Origin of the sequence: Neoluteolibacter marinus, assembly GCF_014904755.1 — a bacterium.
GTDB classification, from domain to species: domain Bacteria; phylum Verrucomicrobiota; class Verrucomicrobiia; order Verrucomicrobiales; family Akkermansiaceae; genus Haloferula; species Haloferula marina.
The window spans coordinates 116,424-139,730 of sequence record NZ_JACZFQ010000097.1 but is presented as its reverse complement, the minus strand read 5'-3'; the positions used below and the strand labels follow the sequence as shown (position 1 = coordinate 139,730).

Genomic DNA, 23,307 nt, shown 5'->3' with positions numbered 1-23,307 from the left:
AAATCACTTGCGGGCCACCGCGAGCAGGGTCTGGAAATTCGGCGATTCCGCCTCCCGATCCACCACCGCGGTCTCGATTTCGGTGAAGCCCGCCTTTTCCAGCATGGCGGAAACCTCGCCCTCGCCGAAGCCAAGCCAGGTGTCGGCGTAGAGTTCCTTGGCCTGCTCGAAACTGTGCGTCAGTAGGTCGAGCACCACGACCCGCCCCCCGGGCTTCAGGGCGCGGTAGGCGGAGTCGATGGCTTTCTGGGGATGGGCGGCGTGGTGCAGCGCCTGGCTGAACACCGCGAGGTCGAGGGATGCAGGGTCCAAGGGCGGGGCTTCGATGTCGCCGACCCGGAATTCGATGTTTCCGATGCCGTGTTCCGCGGCCAGGGCGGTGGCGAATTCCACCATCTTCTCCGATAGGTCGATCGCGATCACCTTCTCCGCGCGCTGGGCAAGGAGCTGGGAAAGCGTGCCCTCGCCGGCACCCAGGTCGGCCACGATCCCCCCGGCCATGACCTTGAGCAGGGCTTCGGCGAGGCCCTTCCACGACCGTCCCGGCACGTAGTCGCGGCCGAATCGGCCGGCCAGCTGGTCGAAGTAGCGGCGCGCCCGGTCCTGGCGCTTGCGGACGAGGTGGCGGAGGGCCGTGAGATCCTTGGCCGACTCCGGCAGCTCGGAGGCCGCGTGGCGGGCGAGTCCGGCGACCTCGGGCGTCATGTTCGAGCGGTAGATGTTGTTCTTGCCGCTGCGCTCATCGCCGACCAATCCGCCTGTCTTGAGCTGGGACAGCTGGGTCGAAATGCGGCTCTGTCCCATGCCCAGCAAATCCTGGAGGTCGGCGACGCTCAGCTCCTCGCGGTCGAGCAGGTGAAGGATCCGCAGTCGCGTCGGGTCGGCCAGAAGCTTCAGGGATTTCAGCATTGACGGCATGGCCAGGTGGATACATCAACGCATCGCGATTTGACGATGCGAAAAACGAAACGCCCATGAGTTCCTACATTTTCTCTTCCGAGTCCGTCGGTGAAGGCCATCCCGACAAGGTCTGCGACACCATCTCCGACGCGATCCTCGACGCCTGCCTCGCGCAGGACCCGAACAGCCGGGTGGCTTGCGAAACCTTCGTGAAGTCGAACATCGTCGTCGTTGGCGGCGAGATCACCACCAAGGCCAAGGTCAACTACGAGGAAGTCATCCGCGAGGCCATCCGCGGCATCGGCTACATCAACAACGACGACGTGTTCCACGCCGACACCGTCTTCATCAACAACTACCTTACCGGTCAGTCGCCGGACATCGCCCAGGGCGTCGATGCCAAGAAGGCCGTCGGCAAGAGGACCGCCGAGCAGGGCGCGGGCGACCAGGGCATCATGTTCGGCTACGCCTGCGACGAGACCCGCGAGCTGATGCCCGCGCCGGTCATGTATGCCCACCGCCTCGGCCGCGAGCTGACCCGCATCCGCAAGTCCGGCAAGGTCAAGTGGCTGCGTCCGGATGCCAAGACCCAGGTGTCCGTCGAGTATGTCGATGGCAAGCCGACCCGTGTGGTCAACGTGGTGATCTCGACCCAGCACGCCGCCGGCACCAAGCACGCGGACATCGAGAAGTTCTGCATCGAGAAGGTCATCAAGAAGGTGATCCCCAAGCGCATGCTGACAACCGACACCGAATTCCTGATCAACCCGACCGGCAACTTCGTGATCGGCGGCCCGCAGGGTGACTCCGGCCTCACCGGCCGCAAGATCATCGTCGACACCTACGGTGGCATGGGCCGCCATGGGGGTGGTGCCTTCTCCGGCAAGGACCCGTCGAAGGTCGACCGCTCGGCCGCCTACATGGGCCGCTGGGTTGCCAAGAACATCGTCGCCGCCGGCCTCGCCAAGAAGGTGGAGATCCAGTTCGCCTACGCGATCGGCCACCCGCTGCCGGTCAGCATCCACGTCGACACCTTCGGCACCGGCACCACCTCGGACGAAAAGATTCTCGCCGCAGTGAAGAAGGTCTTTTCCTTCAAGCCGGCCGACATCGTCAAGCAGCTCAACCTGCTCCGCCCGATCTACTCCGCCTCCACCAACTACGGCCACTTCGGCAAGGAAGACTGCGATCTCCCTTGGGAAAAGACCGACAAGGCCGCCGCTCTCGCCAAGGCCGCAAAGTAATCCCGAACTTCAACTCCACACCAGAGAATTACCATGTCCACCGTAGCAGAACCGCTCACCCAGGATTACAAGGTCCGCGACATCGGCCTCGCCGATTTCGGACGCAAGGAAATCGAGATCGCCGAGCACGAGATGCCCGGCCTGATGGCGACCCGCGCCAAGTATGGCCCGGAGAAGCCGCTCCAGGGAGTCCGCATCATGGGCTCGCTGCACATGACCATCCAGACCGCCGTGCTGATCGAGACGCTGGTCGACCTTGGCGCCGAGGTGCGCTGGGTGTCCTGCAACATCTTCTCGACCCAGGACCACGCCGCCGCCGCGATCGCCGCCGCCGGCGTGCCGGTCTTCGCCTGGAAGGGTGAGACCCTCGAGGAATACTGGTGGTGCACCTGGCAGGCGCTGGTCAACCCGCAGGGCCTCGGTCCGGAACTGATCGTCGACGACGGTGGTGACGCGACCCTGCTGATTCACAAGGGCTACGAGATGGAGAACGGTTCCGACTGGGTCAACGGCCCGGCCGGCAGCCAGGAAGAGCAGGTCATCAAGGACCTCCTCAAGAAGATCGGCAAGGAGCAGCCCGGCATCTTCGCCAAGATCGTCAAGGACTGGAAGGGTGTCTCGGAAGAGACCACCACCGGTGTCCACCGTCTCTATCAGATGGCCAAGGCCGGCACGCTGCTGGTTCCCGCCATCAACGTGAACGACTCGGTCACCAAGTCGAAGTTCGACAACCTCTACGGCTGCCGCGAGTCGCTGGTCGACGGCATCAAGCGTGCCACCGACGTGATGATCTCCGGCAAGGTCGGCGTGGTCTGCGGCTACGGCGACGTCGGCAAGGGCTGCGCCCAGGCGCTGCGCGGCCAGGGTGCCCAGGTCGTGGTCACCGAGGTCGACCCGATCTGCGCGCTGCAGGCGGCGATGGAAGGCTTCCGCGTGCTGCCGATCGAGGACACCCTCGGCTGGGGCGACATCTACGTCACCACCACCGGCAACAAGGACATCATCCGCCTCGAGCACATGGAGAAGATGAAGGACCAGGCCATCGTTTGTAACATCGGCCACTTCGACAACGAGATCCAGATCGACAAGCTCGACAAGGCCTCCGGCGTCGTGAAGACCAACATCAAGCCGCAGGTCGACAAATACACGTTCCCGACCGGCAACAGCCTCTACATGCTGGCCGAAGGCCGCCTGGTGAACCTCGGCTGCGCCACCGGCCACCCGAGCTTCGTGATGTCCAACAGCTTCACCAACCAGACGCTCGCCCAGATCGACCTCTGGAAGAACAAGGACAGCTACAAGGCCGGCGAAGTGAAGGTGCTGCCGAAGCACCTCGACGAGGAAGTGGCCCGCCTGCACCTCGAGAAGATCGGTGCGAAGCTGACCAAGCTGACCCAGGAGCAAGCCGACTACATCGGCGTGCCGGTGGAAGGGCCATTCAAGCCCGAGCACTACCGCTACTGAAGCGTTCCATTTGAAATCAGCCCCGCCGGTCCGCCGGCGGGGCTTTTTTCATGGTTCGATGGCCTGGCCGTCGCCGCCGCTCGCGGGGTTGCTGCGGACCATCAGGCCGCCGGGAAGACTCACCCGCTGGGGGTGCCCCGCGGCGAAGCGGTCGGAACTGACCCACTGGGCCCCGCTGTCGATCGCCTTTGTCTGTTGAAGCGGTTTCGAGCCGGGCTGGTCGGATCGGGTGCGGACCAGGAATCCCGCCTCGACCAGCTGGCGGATGTGGTCGAACTCGCGGACCGGATCGTTGCACTTGAACCAGCCGGCGGCCGGATGCTGTTCGTCCGGCGCGCTGACGAAGATCAGGCGGCCCTCCAAAGCTAGATTGTCCTCAAGGTAGCGGTCGCGGACGGCATCGGTGTTGTCGAGGGCGAAGAGGAACTTGCCGCGCAGGGATTCGATGCTGGGCCAGCCGTCGCCGAGAACCGCCTCGCGCAGGGTCGGGTGTTTGCCGCGGACATCGTCGGGCCGCAGGATGCGTTCGGCGGGGATGACGGAGAGAACTTCTTTCTCCAGGGCCAGGAGTCGTTCGCGGGTAAGCTTTTCCGGTTTCGTCGGAAGCGGCGGCTGCGGCTGGTCCTTGCACTCGAGCAGGATCATCACCGGCAGGTGGCGGGGATGCTTCCCGGACCAGGCGAGCATCTGCGACAGCGCGAGTGACAGGGTAGGGGCTTGGCTGCCATAGTCGGCGTCGGGAATGTGGAGCACCTTGAAGCCGGGCTTCTTCAGCAAACCCTCTGGATCGAAGGGTGGCGTCGTTGCTCCCGCGATCTTCATCAGGCGAAGGCCAAGCGGTTGGGCGAAGAGGCCGCCTTTCTCATCCGAAAAGATATCCAGTTCGAACTGGCGGACGCCGGCGTCGAGCTGTTCGACCAGCGGGGGATGGCTGTAGTCCCAGGCTTCGGCCCAGTCCGGGTTCATCGCCCCCAGGCGGTCGAGGAGGGCGGGTGGCGGGGCGAGGTGGTAGGAATTGTGGCTCCCGATTGCCTGGAGCTGGTTTAGCTTGAGCTCCGCAGCGTGGCCGCCGGCGAAGCCCAGAACGATTGCAAGGAGGCCAAATCTCATGGCCCGACTCTCCTGTTGATGCTGCCAGAGTAGCCAGCCCGAAGTTTCGGGCTTAGAATTTGCATGCAAAAGTTGGCCTTGCCGTGCGGGTTCAGGTCTCCATCCTGTCGCCATGAAATTCCTGTCGCTTCTCGTGCTGGCAGTGACGGTGCAGCTCACCCGTGCGGCGCCGTTTTTCGATCCGACGGTGCCGGTGCATGGTAGCCCGGTGGACGCCGGACTTGGCGGCCAAGTGGCGAGGGGGCTGCTGTTGAACGTGGGTGACGGAAAATGGGTCGTCTTCGACCAGGACCTGCTGCGTCCGGTGATTGCGATCGAGCCTGCTAAGGGTGAATCCCCCATGTCACTCGCGCTGATGGCTCAGGCCTCTTGGGAGAAGCCGACGCAGAAAGGGGGCGTCAAGTTGCCAGCTCCTGCTGCCGGCGGGACGGTCCTATGCCCGCCGCTTCCGGGGGTGGCGGCGGATTTGCAGGGCCTGGAGGCGGATCCGCGACCTTCTTTCGGCGGGGATACAGGGCGGGGTGGTCTGGAGGCCAGCGGGCGACGATTCCTCGGGTATCTCGCCGCAGGTGACACGGGCGTCTTGTCCTATTGTTGCGGGAAGACGGAGATCAGGGAGTGGTATGCCGTTGATCGCGGGCACCTGATCCGCAATCTCGCGGTCGCGCCGGGACCGGAACTTCTGTTTTTGCTTCCGGACTCCGGGTCCTTCGTTGAGGTCGGGAAGAACCATCCGGGGCTCAAAGTCGAGACCAAGGGTGCCTTGCGGTTCGCCCGGCTCGCGGCTTCGGAGAATGAGCGCCGGGTGAGCCTGACCTATGGCGGTGGGGATTCCTCCGCCAAAACCCCTGCGCCACCCGGCGCCGCTCCGGCGCGCTGGCGGCGGGGCATCAATACGGCGATCGAAGACAACGAGCGGTCCGGGCCGGGGTGGGCGATGGACCGGGTCGCCTTGCCGCTCGACAACCCGTGGAAACGACGGGTCCGGCCAGCGGACATGGTTTTCCTCGCTGCGAATACCGCGGCGCTGGTGACTTTCGGCGGTGATGTGTGGCGCCTCGATCTTGCGGGGAAGCGTTGCCGCTGGACGCGCATCGCGGCGGGACTTTGCGAGCCGCTGTCGATCGAGCAGGTCAACGGGGTGCTGCAGGTGTTCACCCGCAACGGGATCGTCCGCCTGCACGACCGCAATGGCGACGGCGAGACGGACTTCTATGAAAACCATAGTAGCTTGGTGATGCAGACCGCGGGAACCCGCGGCTACCCGCTCGACATGGAGGTGGACGAGACGGGCCGGACCTGGTGCTCAATCGGCGGTATCGCGACCGACGGGCGCTCGATCAACAACAAGCGCCCTGCCAATTCCCACAGCGGGGCGATCCTGACCATTTCCCCCGACGGCAAGGAGCTTGAGGTCGTCGCCGCGCATGCCCGCGAGCCCTTCTTCGCCCGGGACGGCAAGAGCGGCAGGATCGCGATGTCGGACCAGCAGGGAAACTGGGTGCCTTCGTCCGGGATCTTCCCGGTCACGGCCGGTGCGGATTTCGGATACGGCAGCGATGGCGAGGCGGGTCTGGTGGCTCCTGCGGTTTGGATTCCCCATGACCAGGACACTTCCTCGGCCTCGCCATTGTGGTTGCGGGGCACCGCCTTCAAGGACTGGAACGGCGGCCTGCTCGACCTGTCCTACGGCACCGGCAGGGTCTTGTTGGTGAGGCCGGGCGGCGAATGGCCGTCGACGGGGGGGGCGGTGATCCCGCTATCGATCGACACGGGCCTGCCGATCCTCCACGCGCGGACTCATCCGGCCGATGGATCGATCTGGCTGGCCGGCTTCCGCATCTATGATTCGCGGGCTCCCGCGCTGGAGGGCGTGGCGAGGTTGAGGCCGACGGGCGATGCTCTGGCGACGGCCGTCGATGCGACGGTGGTGAAGGAAGGGGTGATCCTTCGCTTCGGCGCCGGGTTGGATCCCGCGTCGGTGACGGCGGAGGCGGTGGCCGCGAAGGAATGGCAGTATCGCCGGAGTTCCGGTTACGGTTCGCCGCGACTCAAGCGGGATGGCAGCCAGGGCGTGGATCCGCTGGCGACCGGCGGCTGCTTCCTATCGAAGGACGGCAAGGGAGCTTTCATTCATATCCCCGGCCTCAAGCCGACGATGCAGCTGGAGATTTCACATCGTTTCCACATCAAGGGCACGGCTTCCTCCTCCCAGTCGGTGTTCTTTACCGTGGGCGATCCACCGGCTGCGGATTGGGATGCCATGGGATTCGAACCGCCGGTTCTCGATGAAGGTCTGGCCACCGTGCACGATGGCTCGCAGGGCAATGGCGTTCCCACCCTCGAGCAGGGCCGGGAATTGTCGGCGCGATTCGGCTGCATTGCCTGCCATTCGCTCGACGGTGCCAAGGAGGGCCACAGCGGGCCGACCTGGAAAGGCCTCTACAGAACCGAGCGGCATTTTGCCGAAGGGGATCCACGGACGGCCGATGACGCCTACCTGATCGAGTCGATGATGGAACCGGGCAAGGCGATCGTCAAAGGCTACGCCCTCGGTATGGGGAGCTACGCGGGTGTGCTGAGCGAGACCGAGATGCAAAGCATCGTGCTCTTCATCCGCAGCTTGAAGTGAACGCTCACGGCGCCGGTGGAGCCCAGCCCGCGGCGACGAAATCCTCGATCTCGATGAAGGTCCTGCCGTCGTTGGTTTCGCGCTTCACCAAGGCGAGCACCAGCGGCAGGCCGTTGCTGGCCGTCATGCGGTTGACGGTTTCCAGGTCGTAGCCGCCCGATCCGTCGAAGACGCTGCGCAAGCGGGCGAAGGCGACCGAGTCCTTGCGGATGAAGGCGTCGCACTCACGGCCCGGCATCGGCACGCTCAGGTGGTAGCGGAAGAACAGGCCGCTTTCGTCACCCGGCTTCACGAAGAGGTCGAGGATCGCGTGCCGGTCCGCCGGTCCTTCGATGAACTTGCGGAAGTGATCGTCGAGGAAGCCAACGAACGACTCCCAGTCGATCATCGGTCCTTCGTCGGTTCCAAGCAGCGAGATCGGGATCCCCTCTGGCATTCCGGGGGTATAGACTTGGTAGAAGTAGTTCACACCGTCGACGCCGGCGAAGCGGATGGAGGTGGTCTCGATGGGACCGTCGCCGAGTTCCGCGGCGCGGGCTTCCATGGCCGGACCGACCCCCTCCGGATCCAACACATAGGTGCGCCGGGATTTCCAGTCGGGGGCATCGAGGAAAGCATTGAGCGTTGATCTCGCGCTCAATTGACCGGGTGAATCCGGAACAACCGGCGGCTCTTCGACGGGTGGCGGTTCGACCCCGGTGGAGGAAGCTAGGGGTGCAGGTGGCTCGGGCGGGAGCGGGGAAGGGGGCACCGGCGCCGGAGGATTCACGGCTTTGGTCGCGACGACCGGCGGCAGAATCACTGGACGCGAGGCTTTGCCCCAATGATATCCGGCGACCGAGGCCCCCGAGGCACTCATGAGCATGAGGAAGATCCAGGACACCTTCAGCCCACGACGGTGATGGGAAGGTGCAGGGCTTGGAGCGGGCGGTGATGAGCCGGCCTCCCGGGGCGAGGTGACATCGGGAACATCGGATTCGGGAGCGGGCTCTGCCGGGAGCTCGCGGGCTTCAGCTGCCGGCGTAACTTCAGGCAGCCGGGCGGCCAATCCACGCCCCGGATCCGGGCTGACGATTTCTTGCCAGCACTTGGGACAGGGTCCTGTCAGGCCTGCCGCCGCAGCAGGAACGGTCAGGCCTGAACCGCAAGCCGGACAGTTGAATTTGAGCGGTTCGGTTGCTGTTGGATCGAGTGGCACCGGTTCAGGCTAAGGATCTAGCGCGATGAATCAAGGAGGGGAGACCCTCCAGCTTCCGGCAACAATCTGGGGCTGCATTGCCGATCAATCGAGGTTGAAAGTTAAATTTTATAAGATTTCGTCAAAACTTAGGGGTCCAAACTTTCCTTGCCTGCCCCGGAAAATTGCTGCTATACGCCGGATCCCCTCCGCCTCCTTCCCCGAGGAGCGGTTCACCCCCATCCCCCCGATATGAGCACCCAAGCCCCCCGGCTTTCTCGTGTACTGCTTGCCGCCATGGCAGCAGGATCCGTCACGGCACGCGCACAACAGCCCGGCCAGGAGTTTCCTGACAACCGCAATGCCACGTCCTCGGCGCTGGGAGTCGGCACCCTTGGTCTCGCCTGGGCGACGACCCGCGATGTCGGGAGCCATCTTTACCGCAATCGCGCCGGCATCCGCCCGGGAAACCATATCATCGAAACCGAGGCCCCGGTCGAATACTCCGGGTCCAAGGGCGGCATGAGTTCCGCCAAGGGCAAGGTGTCCGCGATCGCTGTGCCGGTGCCAAACCGTTGGCGGCTCTTCGGCTCGCTCTACTACTACAGCGAGGATCACGATGGCGACAGCTATCGTCCGCGTTCGAAGAAGAAGGACGACAAAAAGGACGACAAGAAGGACGAGAAATATGACCTGAAGCGCATGGTCTCAGCCCGCATGCCGTCCAGCGGACCGGGAACTCCGACGACGGGAGTCGCTCCCGGAACCGAAGATGGCTCGCTGGAAGTCTTCGGCGGTAGCGTCGGCGTGGAGTATCACATCAACCGCAACTGGAGTGTCGGCGTGGCTCTCTCCGCTTCCAGCGGGGACCTCGACATGGGATCGGTCGGCAGCACGGATGTCGACTCGGTGGCCCTGAGCCCCTACGTTTCCTATTACCGGGCCGACACGCTTGGCTCGGCGGACCTGTGGGCCGGACTGATGTATTCCTATGGGATGCATTCCTTTGAAACCAACCGCTACACCGGTGGCGGAATCGCTTCGGGATCGCCCGACGCCGAGACCCACACGATCGAGTTCAACGTCGGCCTGAATTTCGGCGAGGACGACTTCGTGCACGGCCCCTATGCCGGCTTGCGCTACATCACCGGAAGCATCGACGCCTACACCGAGGTTGGTCCGGGTGCGACCTACTTCGGCGAGCAGGATGTCGACTCGCTGGTTTCGATCCTCGGCTATCAGGTGTCCTGGAAGATTCGCGGAGGTTCCGGCTTCTGGGCTCCCCAGTTGCGGGTCGGCTGGGAGCACGAATTTGAAGACGGCAACGTGACCTCCTTCGGCATCCCGGTCGAGAGCTACGACGAGGACCTCGCGGTCGTCGGTGCGGGCGTCGGCTATTACTGGGACAACGGCTGGAGCGTCGGTCTCGACTACGAAGGCCGCTTCGGCAGCAACACCGAAGCCCACTATGGCGGCGTGAGGGCCGGCAAGGAATTCTGACTTTACCCCCGGGTTAAAACGCCTCGTCCGGCCTTTCCCCCGAGCCGGACGGGGCGTTTTCGTTTTGATCGCTGTCAGGCGATCAGCCGGTGGGTCTTCCGGAAAATCCAGGCTCCGCAGATGATGCCGAGCACATCGGCGGTGAAATCGGCGGGATCGTGGGCACTGCGGCCCGGCACGTAGGACTGGTGATGCTCGTCCAGGGCGCCGACGAAGCTGCCGATCGCGAGCGTGAGAAGGAAAATCCGGCGCCAGCGGGGAGGATCGGTGCCGAGCCGGTGGAGGAGCCCGGACAGCAGGATGCCGCCGCCAAAGAAGTAGCCGAAGTGAAGGACCTTGTCGTTGGCCTGGAACTCCCGGTCGGGCGGGAAGATGTTCGACCGCGACGAGAGCCACCACAGGACGCCGAACCAGATCACGACGGCAACGATCCAGAAGGGAGGCTGTCGGAGGATCCGGCGCATTGCGGGCCTACTGCTTGCGCAACTCGTCTTCGAGCCGCTCGGCCAGCCACTGCTTCATCATCGACTGGTAGTTGAGGAAGCGGGAGCGGGCGATGCGCTTGATGCGCGACAGCATGCGCGGGTCGAAGCGGAGCGTGATGGTCGTCGATTCGCGGGAATCCGGCTCGTGGATCGATCCGGACATCACCTTGGCGTCGAGTTCATGGGTCTTCCAGAACTCGGCTTCGGATTCCTCGTCCTCGAATTCCGGGATGTCCGTCCAGCGGACGATCGATTGCATCTCACTCATTTGAACTCGGCGTATTTGCGTTCGTAAAAGCGCTGTTCCCCTTCGCTCATGTCCCGGGCGGCGATCACGCGGGTGCGCTTGCCGTCGGTGCGGAAGCACACGAAGAGGTAGCGGTCCGCGACCGTGCGGCCGAGCGCGTAGAAGCGGCTTTCGCCGGATTCCTGGTCAGGCAGCAGGCGCAAGCCGAACGGGTCCTCGAGGGCTTCCTCGAGTTCTCGCGGCTTGTAGGACTTCAGGTCGAAGTGGACGTCGATTAGGTCGAGCTCCATGGGAATCGGTTGCGGGCCGGAGAAAACACCAGATGGCCGGGATGGGGAAGCGGAAAGGCGCTTGCTTCGCGGAAAGGGTGATTCCGTCGGGAGACCGGTGAATGTTGAGAGCAGGCAAGCGTCGGAGAGCGGATTGGGTCCCATCATGGCGGAGAAAGACCGCGAGGTCGGCGGGGCCGAGGTCGGGATCGACGAGCAATCGGTCGTTTTGGCCTCACCACAATCGGGTAGGGCAGTCGCCGTTCGCGATGCCCCGGCGAGTCGTTCCGAAGCGAGGCAAACCAACAAAGCAGGCCTGCCAGCGGTCACTTTCCCCGCCGACAACTGGCCGGGGATGACGGCGGGCAAGAAGTCCGGGCGAATTTCCCGCGTGAGAATTCACAGCGGGGTCTCGTAGTGTCGCGGCCTCGTCCGATCCGCTCCTGCAATGATCATGCGTTCCCTTGCATTTCTCCTTTTCGCCGCCCTCTCCCTTCCTGCCGCCGATGTCCCGCTGCGCGCCCTTCTGGTCTGTGGGGGATGCTGCCATGACTACGAAAAACAAGCGCTGATCCTGCGCGACGGCATCCAGGCCCGGGCCAATGTCCAGGTGGATGTGATCCGCAGTGAGGACAACGGAACCAAACCGTGGTTCCCGATCTACGAGAACAAGGACTGGGCCGAGGGCTACGACGTCGTCATCCATGACGAGTGCGCCGCCGATATGGTGGAAATGCCCTACGTCCAGAACATCGTCGATGCCCACAAGGGCGGTCTGCCGGCGGTGAACCTGCACTGCGCGATGCATTCCTACCGGACCGGCAGCGAGCTCTGGTTTGAATTCCTCGGCCTCCAGTCGAGCGGCCACGGCTGGCAAAAGCCGATCGAGGTGGATTATACCGTGGCGGATCACCCGGTCACCAAAGGGCTCGCCAATTGGACGACGATCAACGAGGAGCTTTACAACAACGTGAAGGTGTTCCCCTCGGCGACGCCGCTCGCGCTGGGGACCCAGGAGCAGGGGAACGGCGGCAAGGACACCAACGTGGTGGTCTGGACCAACGACTACCAAGGCACCCGCGCCTTCAGCACGACGCTGGGGCACAACAACGAGACGGTGGCCGACGGCCGCTACCTCGATCTGGTGGTGCGCGGGTTGCTCTGGAGCTGCGACAAGCTCAACGCGGAATTCCTCAAGCCCTATCAGGGGCCGGCCGGTCGCTTCACCGTGGTGCCCAGGAAGTCGGAGGCCGGCATCGAACCGCCGGCGAACGCGACGCTGGCGAAGGTGACGGCTTCCAGCACCCAACCCGACAACTTTCCCTACAAGGCCATCGACGGCACCACGGACACCCGCTGGTGCGCCGACGGGGGATCGCTCCCGCAGTGGCTGCAACTGGAGTTCGAAAAGCCGCAGTCGCTCACCGGCTTGAAGATCGTCTGGGAGCATCCGGCCAATGTCTATCGCCACGTCATCGAGGGATCGATGGATGGCAAGCAGTGGACGGTCCTCGCCGATGCCAAGGGCAACGAGGCACCGGGGGATACCTCGGCGGAGTTTTCCAAAACGGAAGTCAAGTTCGTGAAGATCACCTGCACCGGCACTTCCCGGGACTGGGCTTGCATCCGCGAGATCAGTGCGACCGGCGACGGGGTGGGGCCGCTCTTTGCCCTCCGCCCGGAGGCGGACCGCAGGAAGGATGCCGACCCGTTCAAGAAACAAGGCAACACGATCCCGCGGATGGTCACGCTGACACCGGAACAGGAAACCGCGATCCTCAAGGACGTGCAGGTTGCCGAGGGCTTCGACGTCAGCCTGTTCGCCACCCCGTCCTCGGCGAATTACCCGGTCTATGTCGCCTCCGCGCCGAACGGGGACCTCTATGTTGCGAGTGACGGCAACGGTTCGCTCGGCCGCGATCCGAACCGCGGCCGGATCGTCCGCTTGCGCGACACCGACAAGGACGGCCGTGCCGACCAGGTGACCGAGTTCGTCAAGAACGTCGACTCCCCGCGCGGGATGGTGTGGGACAACGACCGCCTCTACGTCGTTCATCCGCCGGATGTCAGCGTCTACATCGACCACGATCTCGACGGCCAGGCGGACGAGGAGAAGACCCTTATCACGGGCATCGCCTTCGGGTTCAAGGATCGCCCGGCCGACCACACGACCAACGGCTTGAGCCTCGGGATCGACGGCTGGCTCTACATCGCAGGCGGCGACTTCGGCTTCATGGATGCCGTTGGCACCGATGGCAAGCACCTGCAGCACCGCGCCGGCGGCGTGATTCGCTTCCGTCCGGACGGCACCAACCTCGAGGTCTTCAGCACCGGCACCCGCAATATCCTGGGCACGCCGATCAGCCCGTTGCTCGACATCTTTGCCCGTGACAACACCAACGACGGCGGCGGCTGGGACGTCCGCTTCCACCACTTCACCGGCTTGGAAGATCACGGTTACCCGCGGATGTACATCAATTTCGGCGACGAGATTGTCCAGCCGCTGGCCGACTATGGCGGCGGTTCCGGCTGCGGTTCGGTCTACCTCTCCGAACCGGGCATCCCGGCGAAGTGGAACAACGCGCCGCTCACCTGCGACTGGGGCAGCGGGGCGCTGTGGAAGCACACCGTCGAACCGCGCGGTGCGACCTTTGCGGAGACCGCGAAGCCCGAACCGCTGATCAAGATGACCCGCCCGACCGACGCGGATGTCGACGGCATGAGCGCGATCTATCAGGCCAGCTGGAAAGGCGCGACCTTCGCTTGGGAAGGTCCGGACGTCGGCTACATCGTTAAGGTCACGCCGAAAGGCTACACTCCGGAACCCTTGCCGGATTTCAACAAGGCGAGCGATGCCGAGCTCATCGCCTTGCTGGAGTCGCCGAGCCAGGTCCGGACCTTGGAAGCGCAGCGAGCCCTGAACCGGCGGCCCGCGAACGCCGCGATGGCGCAGGGCCTGGTGAAGCTGGCAAGCGATCCGACCAAGCCGCTTCCCGCACGGGTGGCCGCGCTGTATGCGCTGGCCTCGCGCGGCACCAAGGCGTCGTCCGCGGCCGCGGTGGTCAAGCTGATCGAGCCGCTTGCCGGTGATCCCGCCCTCCAGCGCTTTGTCTTGCGCGCCCTCGGTGACATGGGACTGGACCAGACCCGGGAAGGCAAGACCGTAGCGCCGGCCGCGCCTTTCACCGCCGGGTTCAAAAGCAACGATCCGCGCACGCGCCTCGAAGCAATCGTCGGCGCGACCCGCCAGCACATGAAATCGCTGGCCCCGGAGATCGCGACCCAGCTCGGCGACGCCGATCAGGTCGTGGCCCATACCGCGTTCCGCTCGCTCGCCATGCTCGGTGCGGCCCAAGCCTGCTTCGACGTCGTCGACAGCACCGACGCGGCTTCCGCGCGGCGGACCGGCGCGCTGCGTGCCCTGATGCGCATGCACACGACCGGGGTCGTCGACGGCCTGATTGCCCGTCTCGACCGCCCGTCTTCGGCTGCGATCCGGACCGAATTGCTGGGCGCCCTGTGTCGCCTCCATTTCCACGAGGGCGAATGGAAGGGCGACTCGTGGGGGACCCGGCCGGACACCCGCGGGCCCTACTATCAGCCGGAACCCTGGAGCGAGACGACGAAGATCGCCGCGGCCCTTCAGGCGGAACTCGCCAAGGCCTCGCCGGCGGACGCCGCCTTCCTGGTGCGCGAGATGAGCCGCAACCGCATCGAGTCCAATCAAGCCCTGGACCGCCTGCTCGTCCTGGCCGGATCCGACGACAGCCTGGTGCCGGAAGTGGTGGAGCAACTTGCCGCCGTCGAGACCGTTCCGGCCGCTGGGGTGCCGCTGCTGATCAAGGCCGCTGCGATGGACGGGCCGCCGAAGCTGCTCGCCCGGGCGATTGCCACCTTGGCAAAAACCGATTCGGCGGAAGGTTGCCAGGTTTCCCTCGGCGCCCTTGCCCGGATGCCCCGCGGCGGCGAGCGGGATCAGGCGCGCCAGGCCTTTCTCGGATCTCCGAAGCTTGAGAACCATCACCAGCTTCTTGAAAAGATGGCACACGCGATCGACGGCGGCGGCTCGGTTTGGGCCGATGCCGGGCTCCTCGCGCTGAGTGTCCGCAAGAGCGGCAGCCCCGAGGCCCGCGAGCTCTCCCAGAAAGCTCTCGATGAAGGCTGGCAAGATCCGAAGCGCCGCATCCAGATCCTCCGCGCGATCCGCATGACCGACTTCCACGGCCTCGACGAACAGGTGCTGCTCGCGACCGAGGATGCCGATCCCGAGGTCGCGAAGGAAGCCGGGGAAACCGCGAAGCGCCTCAAGCTCGAGAAGATGAGCAAGGACACCACCCCGCTGGTCAGCACGCTCAAGCCGGAAGAAGTGGTTGCCGCCATCCTCAAGACCAAGGGGAGCGTCGCCCAAGGCCAGCAGCTGTATACCCGCCAGACCTGCGTCGCCTGCCATGCCGTCAGCATGGACGAGCCGCAGAAGGGGCCCTTCCTCGGCACCATCGCCCAGACCTACACCCGGGAGGATCTGGCAAAGAACATCCTCGATCCCGGCGCGACCATCGCCCAGGGCTTCGCCACGGAGATGATCACGATGAAGGACGGTTCGGCGAAAATGGGCTTCATCACCCTGGAAAGCGCCGCCGAGGTAAAGCTCCGCGACATCGCTGCCCAGGAGAGCACGCTCAAGACCGCCGACATCGCCAAGCGCGAGAAGTTGCCGAATTCGCTGATGCCGCCGGGCCTTGTCTCGAACCTCACCGTGCGCGAGTTCGCGAGCCTGCTGGATTACCTGGAAGACCTGGCGAAAAAGTAGGTCGTTCGTTTCATTCGGTTCTGACGGGCAAGCGGATGGGCACCATTCGCTTGCCCGCAGCCTTCTGAACGAGCACGGAAGGCTGAAGGCCTTCCATCACAGGTCATTTCAGTTTCTTCACCCGGATGTTCCGGTATTCGATCTTCATCGGCGGGCCGACGTGGACTTGCACGCCTAACAGGCCGGACATGCGGCGCTTCCCGGGATCTTCATCGGTGACCTCCGCCATCAGCACGCCATTGACGAAGTGCTGGAGGTGGTTGCCCTTCACGATGAGGTGGACCGCGTTCCAGTCGTTCTTCTTCACCTTCTTCTGGAGTTCTGCCCGATCGCCGAGCTGTTTCGTGAGCTCGGGTTTCGCATCGGGCTTGAGGACAACGCTCTCGCCACGGTAGGCGAGGAAGGTGCGGCCGCGCTCCTCGTAGTTCTGGCCGGTCCACTGGTCCTGGCCGTCGATGTCGCACTGGTATCCTTCCATCGCCCACTTGGTTTCGGGATCGGCGACGCGGATGCTGCGGTAGTTGATGCCGCTGTTGCCCTTGTCGGAGACGCGGTACTCGAGCTTGAGCTCGAAGTCGGCGAGCTCGCCGCCCTGCCAGATGATGAACGAGTTCTTATTGAGCAGCGTTTCGGGGGTGATCTCGCCGATCAGGACACCGTCCTCAGCGCGCCAATACGTCGGATCTCCCTGCCAGTTCGCGAGGGTGCCGTCGAAAATCGAGTCGAAGCCCTCGTCGGCCGCGGAGCAGGTCGAGTGAGCCAGGAGAAGGCCCAGTAGCAGGTGTTTCAGGCGCATCGGGGGACTACGCCGGACTTCCGGGATCCCTTCCATGTCACAGGCGGGCATGCGTATGTCCTTGCCTCATTTGGCATGGGGGGCGCTTCATGGTCGGTGAACCCTATGGCCATTCGAGTCGGACTCCACCACGTCACGGAATATCGCTACGACCGCGAGGTCAATCTGGGGCCCCATGTCATCCGCCTGCGGCCCTGCGTTCATTCCCGCACCCCGATCACGGCCTACTCGCTGAAAATCGAGCCGGCGAACCACTTCATCAACTGGCAGCAGGACCCCTTCGGCAACTGGGCGGCACGGCTGGTGTTCCCGGAAAAAACGCGGAAGCTCAGCATCACGGTGGATCTCGTCGCGGACATGACGGTGATCAACCCCTTTGACTTTTTCATCGAGGATGCGGCGGAGGAGTTCCCCTTCGAATACGCGCCGCACTTGAAGCAGGAGCTGGCGCCCTACCTGACACCGGCGGAAAGCGGACCGCGGTTGATGGAATGGTTGGAGACGATCTCCCGCGAGAAGCGGCGCACCATCGACTTCCTTGTCGACGTGAATTTCAAGGTCCACCAGGCGGTCAGCTACGTGATCCGCCTGGAGTCGGGCGTCCAGTCCTGCGAGCAGACCTTCGAACGGGGTACCGGCTCCTGCCGGGATTCCGCCTTCCTGCTGGTGCAGGCCTTGCGGCACTTCGGCCTGGCGGCGCGGTTCGTGTCGGGCTACCTGGTCCAGCTGAAGCCCGACCAGAAGTCCCTCGACGGACCGTCGGGCCCGGAAGAAGACTTCACCGATCTCCACGCGTGGACCGAGGTCTATCTTCCCGGTGCTGGCTGGGTCGGGCTCGATCCGACGTCCGGCTTGTTTGCCGGGGAAGGGCACATCCCGCTTTCCTGCACCCCGGAGCCGGCCAGCGCCGCGCCGGTGGTGGGTGGCGTCGATCCCTGCGAAACGGAGTTCGTGTGGGCCAACGAGGTGAGCCGGGTCCACGAGGATCCGCGGGTCACGAAACCCTACTCGGATGCCGAATGGGAGGCGATCAACGCGCTGGGCGAACAGGTCGACGCGCGGCTCGAGGCCGGCGATGTCGCGTTGACGATGGGCGGCGAGCCGACCTTCGTGTCGATCGATGACATGGAGGGTGCGGAGTGGAACGTCAGCGCGGACAGTCCTGCGAAGCGCAAGCTGGCGATGACCTTGCTGAAGCGGCTGAAAGACATCCATGCACCCGGCGGCCTGCTCCACTACGGCGAGGGCAAATGGTATCCCGGTGAACCCCTGCCGCGCTGGGGTTACACGGTGATGTGGCGCAAGGACGGCCAGCCGCTCTGGAAGGACGAGCAGTGGCTGGCCGACCCGAACTCCGACCCGGGCCACGGCATCGAGGAGACACGCCGCTTCGCGGCCCTGGTGGCGGAAGAGCTTGCCTGCAACAAGTCGCACCTGCTCGCGGGGTTCGAGGATGCGATGTACTACGCGTGGAAGGAGAGCACGCTGCCGGAGAACGTTGATCCCCACTCGGCCGACCTCGACGATCCGCTGGAGCGGCGCTACCTCGCCAGTTTGCTCGATCGCGGACTGTCCAAACCGAGCGGCTTCGCGCTGCCGGTGGAGTGGGACGTCGAAGGGGACCGCTGGAAGAGCAACCGGTGGAGCTTCCGCCGCGGCCGGATGACGCTGGTCCCCGGTGGATCCCCGATGGGTTTCCGGCTGCCCTTGGATTCTCTGCCGAAGTGGAGCGAGGAGGAGCGCAGCGAACAGGCGGCGTTGGAAGCCTCGCCGTTGGAGTCTTCCGGCGACCTTCCCGATCACGGCTCGCTGCTGCCGGCCGGCAAGACCTTGCAAACGGCGACGGGCGTCACTCCGGCGGCACCGGAGGCAGCGGACTCGGGCAAGCCGGTCGCGACCACCGCGATCTGCTTCGAACCGCGCCACGGCAAGGTGCATGTTTTCTTCCCGCCGGTGACCCACCTCGAGCACTACCTGTTGCTGCTGGAAGCGGTCGAGAAGGCCGCCGTCTCTCTGAAGCTGCCGGTGGTCATCGAGGGCTACGAGATGCCCTGGGACCGCCGCGTCGAGCGGATCAAGGTGACGCCCGACCCCGGGGTGATCGAGGTCAACGTGCACCCGGTGAAGACCTGGCGCGAGCTGGTGGAGAACACGACGGCGTTGTACGAGGCAGCTCGTATTTCACGGCTGGGCACCGAGAAGTTCATGCTCGACGGCCGCCACACCGGGACCGGCGGCGGCAACCACGTTACGCTGGGCGGCGAGTCGCCGGAGCGGAGCCCCTTCCTGCGCCGGCCCGGGTTGCTGCGGAGTTTCATCACCTACTGGCAGCATCACCCCGGGCTCTCCTACCTGTTCTCCGGGCTTTTCCTCGGGCCCACCAGCCAGGCGCCGCGGGTCGACGAGGGCCGCGACGACAAGCTGTTCGAACTCGAGATCGCCTTCAGCCAGTTGCCGGAGAGCGGTGATCCGCCGTGGCTGGTCGACCGCGTCCTAAGGAACCTTCTGACCGACCTCACCGGGAACACGCACCGCGCCGAGTTCTGCATCGACAAGCTCTATGCGCCGGGTTCCGCCAGCGGCCGTCTGGGCATCCTCGAACTGCGGGCCTTTGAAATGCCGCCTCATGCGCGGATGAGCCTGGTGCAGATGCTGTTGGTGCGCGCGCTGGTTGCCCGATTCTGGGACCAGCCCTATCACAAGAAGCTGATCCGCTGGGGGACCGACCTCCACGATCGCTTCATGTTGCCCCATTTCATCCGCGAGGACCTGAAGGACGTGGCGCTCGACCTGAAGGAGGCCGGAATTCCCTTCGAGGCGGCCTGGCTGGAGCCGTTCCACGAGTTCCGCTTCCCGGTCTACGGGCGGATGTGCCACCACGGCGTCGAGTTGGAAGTCCGGGCCGCACTGGAACCGTGGCACGTGCTCGGCGAGGAGAGCTCCTCGAGCGGCACCGCGCGCTATGTCGACTCCTCGGTTGAGCGCGTCGAGATCAAGGTCCGCGGCATGGTCGACGGCCGGCACGTGCTGGTTTGCAACGGCCGCCGGATCCCGTTGCAGCCGACCGGTCGCCGCGGTGAATACGTCGCCGGCGTGCGCTACAAGGCCTGGGACCCGTGGTCGGCGATGCACCCGACGATCGGGGTGCACACGCCGCTGACCTTCGATGTCGTCGACACCTGGAACCGCCGCTCGCTCGGTGGCTGCGTGTATCACGTGGTGCACCCGGGGGGACGGAGCTACGAGACCTTCCCGGTGAATGCCTACGAGGCGGAATCTCGGCGGGTGAACCGCTTCTGGCAGCACGGCCATACGCCGGGGGTGATGGAGCCGGTGGCGACCGGCGGCCTGGGCTACCGCCGCCTGACAGAGCGGGCCGGGGGCGCGCCGGTGAGCTACGTCGAAGTTCCGCCGGAAGACCTCGGAATGGACTTCCCGGTGACGCTCGACCTGCGTTCGGGCAAAGGCCTGTAGGCGGCCTACTTCTTGTTCGGATCGTAGAAAATCCGCACGTCGGCCTTCTGGTCGCCGAGCAGTTGTTGGGCACGCTTCAGCGCGCCCCGGGTCGAGAGGTTCGGGTTGCTCGGCCGGTTGAGGAAGATGTTGCTTTCGCCGGCCTTGCGGTCGGCACCCAGCTGGACGGTTTCGAGTACGCCGGAGTTCTTGAGCACCCGGTAGACCTCGCGGGTGGCGCCGGAAATCAGGACGTGGCGGTCGTTCGCGCGCATGAACTTGATGAGGTCCTCGAGCGCGAGCACCGATGTCGCATCGAGGTGACGGGCGTTCTTCAAGCGCAAGATGATGATGCTCAGCGAGGGGTCGGCGGCGGTGCGCTGGATCTGGGTGCGGAACAGCTCGGCCGCGCCGAAGAACAGGTCGCCCTCGACGTGGACGATCGAGATCGCCGGGTTCGGCCGCTGGCGCTTCTCGCCCATCTGCCGGAGCTCGCCGGCGTCGCTGAATTCATATTCGACGAGGTGGGGGCGGCTGGCCTTGCGCAGGAAGAGGGTGATGGACAGCGCCACGCCGATGAAGATGGCAACGTTCAGCGGGGCGATCAAGGTGGCGAGGAAGGTGACCAGCAGCACCGCGGCATCGTCGGGCGTCGAGCGCAGGCAGATGCGGATGTTGTGGCGGTTGATCAGGGCCATCGCGATGCCGATGACCAGAGCGGCCAGGGCTGCCTTGGGAACATACTCGATGACCGAGATCCCGAACTTCGGCAGCCAGGCGAGCAGCATGGCGGCGGCCAGGACCAAAGTGCCGGAATACATCGACGACATCCGGGTGCGCGCGCCGGAGGTGAAATTCAGCGTCGAACGGAGCAGGGATCCGGAGGCTGGCATGCCGCCGGCGATCGCGGATGCGAAGTTGGCGGCCCCGACCGCGAACATGTCCTGGTTGACGTCGGCCCGGTCGCCGGATCGCGAGGCGATGGTTTTCGCCATCAGCGAGTTTTCAAGGCAGGCGAGGAATGCAACTGCGAGCGAAACGCCGAGCAGGGCGGAGATATCCTCGAAAATGCCGGCGCGGGCGAGCGACGGGAAGGATGGCATCAGGTCCTGCGGGGTGAAGGACCGGAAGCAGGCGGAGCCGGTGAAGGGACTGACGCCCTTATGGATCATCGAGCCGAAGATGGCCGATGCTGCGATCAGCACGATGGCGAGGTTCGGCCAGCGCGGCTTCCACTTCTTCAATGCGAAGAAAGCGGCGAAGGTGACCAAGCCGATGATGATTGGTCCCGGGTCGGCGGACGGCAGCGAGCGGGCGAGGGCGTCGACCAGGCCGACGAAGCTGCGGGCGTGGTGCTCGTCGACCTCCGCGGCGATGCCGAGCAGGTGCTTGAGCTGGTTGGTCATGATCAGCACGGCGGCTCCGGAGACGTAGCCGACGAGCACCGAGCGGGAGATGTACTGCAGCAGGTCGGCGACGCGGAGAACCGCACCGAGGAGGCAGAAGATCCCGACCATCATTACCAGCAGCGGCACAAGCTCGGTCTCCCTCGAGGCCAGCGCCGGTTCCATGGCGAAGAAGCCGAAGAGCATGAACGCCGTGGCGTTGGTCGGCCCGAGGATGGTGTGGCGCGATCCGGCGAAAAGGGGTGCCACCAGCGACGCGGTGGCCGAGCAGGCGATGCCGAAGACGATCGGCAGTTCGGCGATGGCGGCGTAGGCCATGCCCTGCGGGATATCGAGAAGCGAAACGTTGAGCGCGGCCTTGCCGTCGGCCCGGAATTTCTCGCGGGTGTACTTCCGGAGGGTGTGGAGGATCGGCAGCGGGTCGAGCTTTCCACCCCGGAAGAACTCGCCGACGCGGCGCAGCATCCGGCGTGGGTGGAAATGGGTGGTCATGGGATTTCCGGATCCTAGCGGAAGCGGGCGCGCCGGAGTAAGAACATTCCGAGGAGCACGCAAACCACGTTCGGCGCCCAGGCGGCGATCATCACGCCGCTGCTGCTGCTGCCGCCGATCATCCCGCAGATGAAGTACGCCGCGCCGATCAGCAGGCTCAGGATCAATCCGGTCGAGGTGTCCTTGCGGCGGGCCTTGATCCCGAGCGGGATGCCGATGAAAGCGAAAGCGAGGCACGCGAAGGACGAGGCGAAGCGACCCTGGATTTCCGCCTCGTAGTTGGGCAGCTTGTACTTCCAGAAGGCGGGCTTGCCTTCCTTGACCCGCTCGACATCGAGTTGCTCGAGCTCCTCCATGTAGTCGCGGATGGCGGCGATGCTCATGGTTCCGGGATCCTGCTTCGAGGGCGCCGGGGTGAAGGGCAGCACCACGGGCACCGATTCGCCGGCGATCACCACTTCGGGAGCGCCCGGTTTGCCGTCCGGGCCTGCTTCACCGGTGGTCTCGAACATCGCGTCATAGAGGTGCAGCCGGAACTGCTGTGCTTCCGTGTCAATGACGGCCTCCGCCTTCATCGCGTGGACGTAGATGTCGGCGGAGTCGGGATCGTTGGGATCCCCGACTTGAAAGAGATGGAGTCCTTCCATCTTGGAGCCATCCGACTTTTCAATGTAGGCGCGGACGTTTTCGAGGCTCTGCTCGAGGCGGGCCAGCCCGTCTTTTTCGGCGGCGGCGCTCAGCATGCTGCGCGGGTTCATGAAGAACGCGCGGGTGGCGATGTGCTTCGAGGTGGACTTCGCCTTCGGAGCGATCTCAAGGTTGAGCCACATGCAAAGGCCGGACAGCAGGAGCCCGAGCATGAAAACCGGCAGGGCGAGCCGGTAGAGGCTGAGGCCCGCGACCCGGAAGCCGATGAGCTCGTTGTCCGACGAGAGGCGCCCGAACACCAGCAGCACCGCGGAAAGGAAAGCCCAGGGGATGGTGTAGATCAGCGAGAAGGGGATCGCCGCGACGATGAACTCGAAGATGATCGAGACCGGTGCCCCGAAATCGACCAGCAGGGTGCGGATGGTCTGGAAGACGCTGCCGAGCACCAGGATGGAACTTAGAAGGATAATGGCGAACAGCGTCCCGACGAGGACTTGGCGGCCAATATAGCGGTCGGAGAGACGCATGCGTATGCGGAGCCTGCGCCGGGGCCGGCAGGCTGTCGAGTGGGAAGGCGGGCCGACTAACGGTTAGCAAATGTGACCGAAATTCCTTGCCGCGCTCTCCTCGCTTGGTTTCCTCCCCGGCGAATTCGTCCGGAAAGCCCGGGCGGC

At 64.7% G+C, this 23,307-nt stretch carries 15 protein-coding genes; 6 read left to right on the top strand and 9 right to left on the bottom strand.

The features are described from left to right. Positions 1 to 3 precede the first annotated feature (3 nt). Positions 4 to 909, bottom strand: coding sequence for an ArsR/SmtB family transcription factor (locus IG178_RS19140; protein ID WP_226895594.1), 906 nt, complete (start codon positions 907 to 909; stop codon positions 4 to 6). Between the two features lie 65 nt (positions 910 to 974). On the opposite strand from IG178_RS19140, the gene metK reads away from it, so the two are divergent. Next, the gene (gene metK / locus IG178_RS19135) at positions 975 to 2,144 is read left to right on the top strand and encodes a methionine adenosyltransferase (protein WP_193214189.1); all 1,170 of its coding nucleotides are present in this window, start codon (positions 975 to 977) and stop codon (positions 2,142 to 2,144) included. 33 nt (positions 2,145 to 2,177) lie between these two features. Further along, positions 2,178 to 3,608 (top strand): adenosylhomocysteinase, encoded by a 1,431-nt coding sequence (ahcY, locus tag IG178_RS19130; RefSeq protein WP_193214188.1) that lies wholly within the window; start codon positions 2,178 to 2,180, stop codon positions 3,606 to 3,608. A gap of 48 nt (positions 3,609 to 3,656) precedes the next feature. Here ahcY and IG178_RS19125 read toward each other — a convergent pair whose 3' ends face one another. Further along, on the bottom strand, positions 3,657 to 4,718 hold the full coding sequence (locus IG178_RS19125) for a Ca2+-dependent phosphoinositide-specific phospholipase C (RefSeq protein ID WP_193214187.1): 1,062 nt from the start codon (positions 4,716 to 4,718) through the stop codon (positions 3,657 to 3,659). Positions 4,719 to 4,830: 112 nt separating this feature from the next. On the opposite strand from IG178_RS19125, the gene IG178_RS19120 reads away from it, so the two are divergent. Next, a complete protein-coding gene (locus IG178_RS19120; protein ID WP_193214186.1) occupies positions 4,831 to 7,350 on the top strand; it encodes a c-type cytochrome in 2,520 nt (839 codons plus the stop codon). 4 nt (positions 7,351 to 7,354) lie between these two features. Here the strand turns inward: IG178_RS19120 and IG178_RS19115 are convergent, their stop codons facing one another. Then, positions 7,355 to 7,990 (bottom strand): hypothetical protein, encoded by a 636-nt coding sequence (locus IG178_RS19115; protein WP_193214185.1) that lies wholly within the window; start codon positions 7,988 to 7,990, stop codon positions 7,355 to 7,357. 834 nt (positions 7,991 to 8,824) lie between these two features. On the opposite strand from IG178_RS19115, the gene IG178_RS19110 reads away from it, so the two are divergent. Continuing rightward, the gene (locus IG178_RS19110) at positions 8,825 to 10,027 is read left to right on the top strand and encodes an autotransporter outer membrane beta-barrel domain-containing protein (RefSeq protein WP_193214184.1); all 1,203 of its coding nucleotides are present in this window, start codon (positions 8,825 to 8,827) and stop codon (positions 10,025 to 10,027) included. Positions 10,028 to 10,101: 74 nt separating this feature from the next. Here the strand turns inward: IG178_RS19110 and IG178_RS19105 are convergent, their stop codons facing one another. From IG178_RS19105 to IG178_RS19095, 3 genes are read right to left on the bottom strand one after another with little or no spacing between them, the layout of a single operon-like run. Continuing rightward, on the bottom strand, positions 10,102 to 10,491 hold the full coding sequence (locus IG178_RS19105) for a VanZ family protein (RefSeq protein ID WP_193214183.1): 390 nt from the start codon (positions 10,489 to 10,491) through the stop codon (positions 10,102 to 10,104). Between the two features lie 7 nt (positions 10,492 to 10,498). Further along, a complete protein-coding gene (locus IG178_RS19100) occupies positions 10,499 to 10,780 on the bottom strand; it encodes a CopG family antitoxin (RefSeq protein ID WP_226895593.1) in 282 nt (93 codons plus the stop codon). Continuing rightward, complete coding sequence (locus tag IG178_RS19095; RefSeq protein ID WP_193214181.1) at positions 10,777 to 11,049, bottom strand: BrnT family toxin; 273 nt, start codon at positions 11,047 to 11,049, stop codon at positions 10,777 to 10,779. Before IG178_RS19095 ends, IG178_RS19100 begins: the two co-directional genes overlap by 4 nt. 433 nt (positions 11,050 to 11,482) lie before the next feature. Here IG178_RS19095 and IG178_RS19090 point away from each other — a divergent pair, with 433 nt between their 5' ends. Further along, on the top strand, positions 11,483 to 15,838 hold the full coding sequence (locus tag IG178_RS19090; RefSeq protein WP_226895592.1) for a DUF7133 domain-containing protein: 4,356 nt from the start codon (positions 11,483 to 11,485) through the stop codon (positions 15,836 to 15,838). Positions 15,839 to 15,941: 103 nt separating this feature from the next. On the opposite strand, the gene IG178_RS19085 is transcribed toward IG178_RS19090, so the two are convergent. Next, positions 15,942 to 16,634: a 3-keto-disaccharide hydrolase gene (locus IG178_RS19085; RefSeq protein WP_193214179.1), complete on the bottom strand. Its 693-nt coding sequence runs from the start codon at positions 16,632 to 16,634 to the stop codon at positions 15,942 to 15,944. Positions 16,635 to 16,739: 105 nt separating this feature from the next. Between IG178_RS19085 and IG178_RS19080 the strand changes: the two genes are divergently transcribed. After that, positions 16,740 to 20,108, top strand: a complete 3,369-nt coding sequence (locus tag IG178_RS19080; RefSeq protein WP_193214178.1) for a transglutaminase family protein — start codon at positions 16,740 to 16,742, stop codon at positions 20,106 to 20,108. 5 nt (positions 20,109 to 20,113) lie between these two features. Here the strand turns inward: IG178_RS19080 and IG178_RS19075 are convergent, their stop codons facing one another. Both IG178_RS19075 and IG178_RS19070 read right to left on the bottom strand, forming a co-directional pair. Beyond that, positions 20,114 to 21,985, bottom strand: coding sequence for a SulP family inorganic anion transporter (locus IG178_RS19075; RefSeq protein ID WP_193214177.1), 1,872 nt, complete (start codon positions 21,983 to 21,985; stop codon positions 20,114 to 20,116). A gap of 14 nt (positions 21,986 to 21,999) precedes the next feature. Beyond that, positions 22,000 to 23,160, bottom strand: coding sequence for an LptF/LptG family permease (locus IG178_RS19070; RefSeq protein WP_193214176.1), 1,161 nt, complete (start codon positions 23,158 to 23,160; stop codon positions 22,000 to 22,002). Positions 23,161 to 23,307 lie beyond the last annotated feature (147 nt).

Bases quoted from the DNA above. Each gene is read 5' to 3' on its own strand.
- IG178_RS19140 (WP_226895594.1), bottom strand. From the start codon at position 909: ATGCTGAAATCCCTGAAGCTTCTGGCCGACCCGACGCGACTGCGGATC.
- metK (WP_193214189.1), top strand. From the start codon at position 975: ATGAGTTCCTACATTTTCTCTTCCGAGTCCGTCGGTGAAGGCCATCCC.
- ahcY (WP_193214188.1), top strand. From the start codon at position 2,178: ATGTCCACCGTAGCAGAACCGCTCACCCAGGATTACAAGGTCCGCGAC.
- IG178_RS19125 (WP_193214187.1), bottom strand. From the start codon at position 4,718: ATGAGATTTGGCCTCCTTGCAATCGTTCTGGGCTTCGCCGGCGGCCAC.
- IG178_RS19120 (WP_193214186.1), top strand. From the start codon at position 4,831: ATGAAATTCCTGTCGCTTCTCGTGCTGGCAGTGACGGTGCAGCTCACC.
- IG178_RS19110 (WP_193214184.1), top strand. From the start codon at position 8,825: ATGGCAGCAGGATCCGTCACGGCACGCGCACAACAGCCCGGCCAGGAG.
- IG178_RS19105 (WP_193214183.1), bottom strand. From the start codon at position 10,491: ATGCGCCGGATCCTCCGACAGCCTCCCTTCTGGATCGTTGCCGTCGTG.
- IG178_RS19100 (WP_226895593.1), bottom strand. From the start codon at position 10,780: ATGAGTGAGATGCAATCGATCGTCCGCTGGACGGACATCCCGGAATTC.
- IG178_RS19095 (WP_193214181.1), bottom strand. From the start codon at position 11,049: ATGGAGCTCGACCTAATCGACGTCCACTTCGACCTGAAGTCCTACAAG.
- IG178_RS19090 (WP_226895592.1), top strand. From the start codon at position 11,483: ATGCGTTCCCTTGCATTTCTCCTTTTCGCCGCCCTCTCCCTTCCTGCC.
- IG178_RS19085 (WP_193214179.1), bottom strand. From the start codon at position 16,634: ATGCGCCTGAAACACCTGCTACTGGGCCTTCTCCTGGCTCACTCGACC.
- IG178_RS19080 (WP_193214178.1), top strand. From the start codon at position 16,740: ATGGCCATTCGAGTCGGACTCCACCACGTCACGGAATATCGCTACGAC.
- IG178_RS19075 (WP_193214177.1), bottom strand. From the start codon at position 21,985: ATGACCACCCATTTCCACCCACGCCGGATGCTGCGCCGCGTCGGCGAG.
- IG178_RS19070 (WP_193214176.1), bottom strand. From the start codon at position 23,160: ATGCGTCTCTCCGACCGCTATATTGGCCGCCAAGTCCTCGTCGGGACG.